At 66.1% G+C, this 6,195-nt stretch carries 4 protein-coding genes; all 4 read left to right on the top strand.

The features are described 5' to 3' along the window. Window positions 1–1,220 (top strand): adenosylhomocysteinase (gene ahcY, locus CWC60_RS04100; protein WP_109792732.1); only part of this gene is annotated, 1,220 nt, incomplete at its 5' end. Between the two features lie 626 nt (window positions 1,221–1,846). Beyond that, on the top strand, window positions 1,847–3,025 hold the full coding sequence (metK, locus tag CWC60_RS04095) for a methionine adenosyltransferase (RefSeq protein ID WP_109792739.1): 1,179 nt from the start codon (window positions 1,847–1,849) through the stop codon (window positions 3,023–3,025). 54 nt (window positions 3,026–3,079) lie between these two features. Beyond that, the gene (locus tag CWC60_RS04090) at window positions 3,080–4,765 is read left to right on the top strand and encodes a glycine/sarcosine N-methyltransferase (RefSeq protein ID WP_109792738.1); all 1,686 of its coding nucleotides are present in this window, start codon (window positions 3,080–3,082) and stop codon (window positions 4,763–4,765) included. A 128-nt stretch (window positions 4,766–4,893) separates the two neighbouring features. Then, complete coding sequence (ahcY, locus tag CWC60_RS04085; protein ID WP_109792737.1) at window positions 4,894–6,195, top strand: adenosylhomocysteinase; 1,302 nt, start codon at window positions 4,894–4,896, stop codon at window positions 6,193–6,195.

Here is a 6,195-nt window from a genome sequence, read left to right as displayed (position 1 = left end):
AGACCGAGATGCCCGGTCTGATGGCCTTGCGTGAGGAGTACGGCGCGGAGCAGCCTCTGGCCGGGGCGCGGATTGCGGGCTGCCTGCACATGACGATCCAGACGGCGGTGCTGATCGAGACGCTGACGGCGCTGGGCGCCGAGGTGCGCTGGTCGTCGTGCAACATCTTCTCCACCCAGGACCAGGCGGCGGCGGCGATCGCGGCCACCGGCGTGCCGGTGTTCGCCTGGAAGGGCATGGACGACGACGAGTTCTGGTGGGCCATCGACATGACCATCGAAGGCCCCGACGGCTGGCGGCCGAACATGATCCTGGACGACGGCGGCGACCTGACCGCGCGCATGCACGAGAAGTTCCCCGAACTGCTGGACGACGTGCGCGGCCTCTCGGAGGAGACCACGACCGGCGTCATGCGGCTCTACGAGATGGCGCGGGCGGGGACGCTGAAGGTGCCGGCGATCAACGTCAACGATTCGGTGACCAAGTCGAAGTTCGACAATCTCTACGGCTGCCGCGAGAGCCTGGTGGACGGCATCAAGCGGGCCACCGACGTGATGCTGGCGGGCAAGCTGGCGGTGGTCTGCGGCTATGGCGACGTGGGCAAGGGCTCGGCGGAGAGCCTGCGCAGCCAGGGCGCGCGCGTCGTGGTCACCGAGATCGACCCGATCTGCGCCCTGCAGGCGGCGATGGAGGGCTACGAGGTCCGCACCATGGAGGACGTGGCCGCGTCGGGCGACATCTTCGTCACCGCGACGGGCAACAAGGACGTGATCACGGTCGAGCACATGCGCGCCATGAAGGACCGGGCGATCGTGTGCAATATCGGCCACTTCGATTCGGAGATCCAGGTCTCGGGGCTGCGCAACTACACCTGGCACAACGTCAAGCCGCAGGTCGACGAGGTGGAGTTTCCCGACGGCAAGCGGCTGATCCTGCTGGCGGAGGGGCGGCTGGTGAACCTGGGCTGCGCCACCGGCCATCCGAGCTTCGTGATGAGCGCGTCGTTCACCAACCAGGTGCTGGCGCAGATCGAGCTGTGGCGCAACCACGCCAAGTACGGCCTGGAGGTCTACGTGCTGCCCAAGCATCTGGACGAGAAGGTCGCCGCGCTGCACCTGGGCCGTCTCGGCGTCAACCTGACGAAGCTCTCCCCCGATCAGGCCCGCTATCTCGGCATCCCCGAAAGCGGACCCTACAAACCCGAACACTACAGGTACTGATCCGGACAACGGATGAACGGCCGGGACGGACCGGCCGGACGCGATATCGAGGAGCCGGCCCCGGCGACGGGGCCGGCTTTTTCTTGTCCGAGAACGACAGACAGGTGTCGCACATGCGACAGGCGCGGGCCGAAAACGGCGTTTGATGTCACATTTGCGACATTCAGTGCGGCGCGCGAGGCCGCGCGGCCGGGCCGCGCCCGCCCGGATTCGACTCAAGCCCGCCCTGCCGGGCGAGACCCAATTCGCCAAGCCATTGCTCTGCAAGGAATTTTCGGAAATCCGTCACCATAAGTAACGGAACCAAAGACCCATAACACAAAAAAAGTTGATGTCAAAGGTTATAAATTCAAACTTATGGGACTAGTCCATCCGATGACGGTAATCGCCAACTGAACGTCGAAAAACAAATCGGAAGCTGCTGTATGTGTGCATTCATGGGCCTTCCATGGATGGCTATTCTGGGCGATTGCACATGACAGAACGCTGTATTGACGGAATTCGTGGCATGTCTGCCGCGAGTTCTTGATCTTTTCAGGCCGCGTTTCGCGAGGGGCGGGGCCGGAGGAGGCTTGATCGGTCCGCCGCGGCCGGCCGCCGGAAACGCAAGACGAGGAAAACAGGACATGTCGCGCAATTACATCTTCACCTCCGAATCCGTGGGCGAGGGCCATCCCGACAAGATGGCCGACAACATCTCGGACGCCATTCTCGACGCCCTGCTGGCGGAGGATCCCAAGTCCCGTTCGGCCTGCGAGACCATGCTCAACACCGGCATGGCGGTGATCTCCGGCGAGATCACCACGACGGCGAAGGTCGACTACACGGATGTGGTCCGTCAGACGATCCGCGACATCGGATACGACGATCCGCGCTACGGCTTCGACGCCGACGGCTGCGCGGTGCTGGTGGCGCTGGACAAGCAGTCGCCGGACATCGCCCAGGGCGTCGACGAGGGCACGGGCCTCGACCTCGACCAGGGCGCCGGCGACCAGGGGCTGATGTTCGGCTTCGCCTGCCGCGAGACCGAGCACCTGATGCCGCTGCCCATCGATCTGGCCCACAAGCTGACCCGCAAGCAGGCCGAGGTGCGGCGCGCCGGCAAGCTGCCCTGGCTGCGCCCCGACGTGAAGAGCCAGGTTTCCGTGCGCTACGAGAACGACCGGCCGTCGGCGGTGGACGCGATCGTGCTGTCCACCCAGCACGATGACGGCGTCGACCACGCGACCATCCGCGAGGCGGTGATCGAGGAGATCGTCAAGCCCGTGCTGCCCGGCCGCTATGACGCCGGCGACATCACCTATCACATCAACCCCACCGGCAAGTTCGTGATCGGCGGCCCGGTCGGCGACTGCGGCCTGACGGGGCGCAAGATCATCGTCGACACCTATGGCGGCATGGGCCGTCACGGCGGCGGCGCCTTCTCGGGCAAGGACCCCTCCAAGGTCGACCGCTCCGCCGCCTACGCCGCGCGCTATGTCGCCAAGAACATCGTCGCCGCGGAACTGGCGGAAATGTGCGAGGTCCAGCTTTCCTACGCCATCGGCGTCAGCCAGCCGGTCTCCGTCGCGGTCAACACCTTCGGCACCGGCCGCATCGCCGAGGACACGATCTCGGCGCTGGTGCGCGAGCATTTCGACCTGCGCCCGAAGGGCATCGTGCAGATGCTCGACCTGCTCCGCCCGATCTACCGCAAGACCGCCGCCTACGGCCATTTCGGCCGCGACGACGCCGATTTCACCTGGGAGAAGACCGACCGCGCAGCCGCGCTGCGCCAGGACGCCGGCGTGGCCGCCGCCGAGTAGCCGCCGCGAGAGACCGCCGCGCGCCAGAAAAGCAAGTGATTGGAGTAACCCGCCATGCAGCAGCTACAGGACCTGCAGAACCCTGAGCTCCTCGCCACCGCGCAGGACTACAGCGAGGACGAGACCACGGACCGCGATTCCGGCCTCTACAGGGCCGAATACGTGATGTCCTTCGTCGAGAAGTGGGACGAGCTGATCGACTGGGAGGCCCGCGCCCGCTCGGAAGGCAAGTTCTTCATCCAGATGCTCCAGGCGCTGGGCGCCAACCGCGTGCTCGACGTCGCCTGCGGCACGGGCTTCCATTCGGTGCAGCTCATGCAGGCCGGCTTCGACGTCACCAGCGCCGACGGCTCGGCGGCGATGGTGGCCAAGGCCTTCGAGAACGGCAAGAAGCACGGCCTGATCCTGAAGACGGTGCAGGCCGACTGGCGCTGGCTGACGCGCGACATCGTCGGCACCTACGACGCCGTGGTCTGTCTGGGCAACTCGTTCACCCACCTTCATGACGAGGCCGACCGCCGCCGCGCCCTGGCCGAGTTCTACTCGGTGCTCGGCCCCGACGGCGTGCTGATCCTGGACCAGCGCAACTACGATTCGATCCTCGACGACGGCTTCAGCACCCAGCACAAGTACTACTATTGCGGCGAGCAGGTAACGGCGGAGCCGGAATATGTCGACGAGGGCCTGACGCGGTTCCGCTACACCTTCCCCGACGAATCGGTCTACCACCTGAACATGTTCCCGCTGCGCAAGAACTACACGCGGCGGCTGATCGGGGAAGCGGGCTTCCAGGCCATCAAGACCTATGGCGACTTCAAGGAAACCTACCAGGAGTCGGACCCGGATTTCTTCATCCATGTCGCCAACAAGGCCCATGCCGGGGTCGAGGAGATCAGCCCGCGCAAGGCCGCCTACGACAAGACCACGGCGGTGGCCGAGGACTATTACGACAGCTCCGACGCCGACGAGTTCTACTTCAACGTCTGGGGCGGCGAGGACATCCATGTCGGCATCTACGACAACTCGCCCGACATCCGCGAGGCCAGCCGCATCACCGTGGAGACCATGGCGGAGACGGTGGGCGAGATCCGTCCCGAGACCCGCATCATCGACCTGGGCGCAGGCTATGGCGGCGCGGCGCGCTATCTGGCGCGGACCTTCGACTGCTCGGTCACCTGCGTGAACATCTCCCGGGTGCAGAACATCCGCAACGAGCGGCTGACCGCGGCGCAGGACCTCGACGACCGCGTCAACGTCGTTCACGGCGCCTTCGAGAGCGTGCCGGAGCCCGACGCGAGCTTCGACGTCGTCTGGTCGCAGGACGCCTTTCTGCATTCGGGCGAGCGCGAGAAGGTGCTGGCGGAGGCCTTCCGCCTGCTCCGGCCCGGCGGCTCCCTGGTCTTCACCGACCCGATGCAGGCCGATGAGGTCGACGATCCGGAAGCGCTGCGCCCGGTCTACGAGCGCATCCACCTGGAGAGCCTCGGCTCCTTCGCCTTCTATCGCGAGGCGGCGAAGAAGGCCGGTTTCGAGGAGGTGCAGATCCGCGACTTCACCCCGCAGATCGCCAATCACTACGGCCGCGTGGCCGAGGTGCTGACCCAGAACTACGACCGCATGCAGAAGAAGTCGTCGAAGGAGTATCTCGACCGCATGCTGGTGGGACTGGACAACTGGGTGAAGGCCGGCGACGCCGGACTGCTCGCCTGGGGCGTGCTGCACTTCCGCAAGCCGCGCTGAGGCGCCTGCGGCGCCGGACCCCGGCCCGGCTTCCCCTCATTCGCCGCCGCCGCCCGGGCCGGCCATGACCGGTCCGGGCCGGCGGCGCGCGACCTGCCACATCAACAACGACGAAGGAACGAAGCGAAATGGACGTTCATTCACCCACCGACTGCCGCGTCAAGGACATGACCCTGGCGCAATGGGGCCGCAGCGAGATCGCCATTGCGGAGACCGAGATGCCCGGTCTGATGGCCTTGCGTGAGGAGTACGGCGCGGAGCAGCCTCTGGCCGGGGCGCGGATTGCGGGCTGCCTGCACATGACGATCCAGACGGCGGTGCTGATCGAGACGCTGACGGCGCTGGGCGCCGAGGTGCGCTGGTCGTCGTGCAACATCTTCTCCACCCAGGACCAGGCGGCGGCGGCGATCGCGGCCACCGGCGTGCCGGTGTTCGCCTGGAAGGGCATGGACGACGACGAGTTCTGGTGGGCCATCGACATGACCATCGAAGGCCCCGACGGCTGGCGGCCGAACATGATCCTGGACGACGGCGGCGACCTGACCGCGCGCATGCACGAGAAGTTCCCCGAACTGCTGGACGACGTGCGCGGCCTCTCGGAGGAGACCACGACCGGCGTCATGCGGCTCTACGAGATGGCGCGGGCGGGGACGCTGAAGGTGCCGGCGATCAACGTCAACGATTCGGTGACCAAGTCGAAGTTCGACAATCTCTACGGCTGCCGCGAGAGCCTGGTGGACGGCATCAAGCGGGCCACCGACGTGATGCTGGCGGGCAAGCTGGCGGTGGTCTGCGGCTATGGCGACGTGGGCAAGGGCTCGGCGGAGAGCCTGCGCAGCCAGGGCGCGCGCGTCGTGGTCACCGAGATCGACCCGATCTGCGCCCTGCAGGCGGCGATGGAGGGCTACGAGGTCCGCACCATGGAGGACGTGGCCGCGTCGGGCGACATCTTCGTCACCGCGACGGGCAACAAGGACGTGATCACGGTCGAGCACATGCGCGCCATGAAGGACCGGGCGATCGTGTGCAATATCGGCCACTTCGATTCGGAGATCCAGGTCTCGGGGCTGCGCAACTACACCTGGCACAACGTCAAGCCGCAGGTCGACGAGGTGGAGTTTCCCGACGGCAAGCGGCTGATCCTGCTGGCGGAGGGGCGGCTGGTGAACCTGGGCTGCGCCACCGGCCATCCGAGCTTCGTGATGAGCGCGTCGTTCACCAACCAGGTGCTGGCGCAGATCGAGCTGTGGCGCAACCACGCCAAGTACGGCCTGGAGGTCTACGTGCTGCCCAAGCATCTGGACGAGAAGGTCGCCGCGCTGCACCTGGGCCGTCTCGGCGTCAACCTGACGAAGCTCTCCCCCGATCAGGCCCGCTATCTCGGCATCCCCGAAAGCGGACCCTACAAACCCGAACACTACAGGTACTGA

Source organism: Minwuia thermotolerans (assembly GCF_002924445.1).
GTDB lineage: Bacteria > Pseudomonadota > Alphaproteobacteria > Minwuiales > Minwuiaceae > Minwuia > Minwuia thermotolerans.
Note: the sequence above shows the minus strand (reverse complement) of the source record. Positions and strands in the feature narration are given on the sequence as shown.

Bases quoted from the DNA above. Each gene is read 5' to 3' on its own strand.
- ahcY (WP_109792737.1), top strand. From the start codon at position 4,894: ATGGACGTTCATTCACCCACCGACTGCCGCGTCAAGGACATGACCCTG.
- CWC60_RS04090 (WP_109792738.1), top strand. From the start codon at position 3,080: ATGCAGCAGCTACAGGACCTGCAGAACCCTGAGCTCCTCGCCACCGCG.
- metK (WP_109792739.1), top strand. From the start codon at position 1,847: ATGTCGCGCAATTACATCTTCACCTCCGAATCCGTGGGCGAGGGCCAT.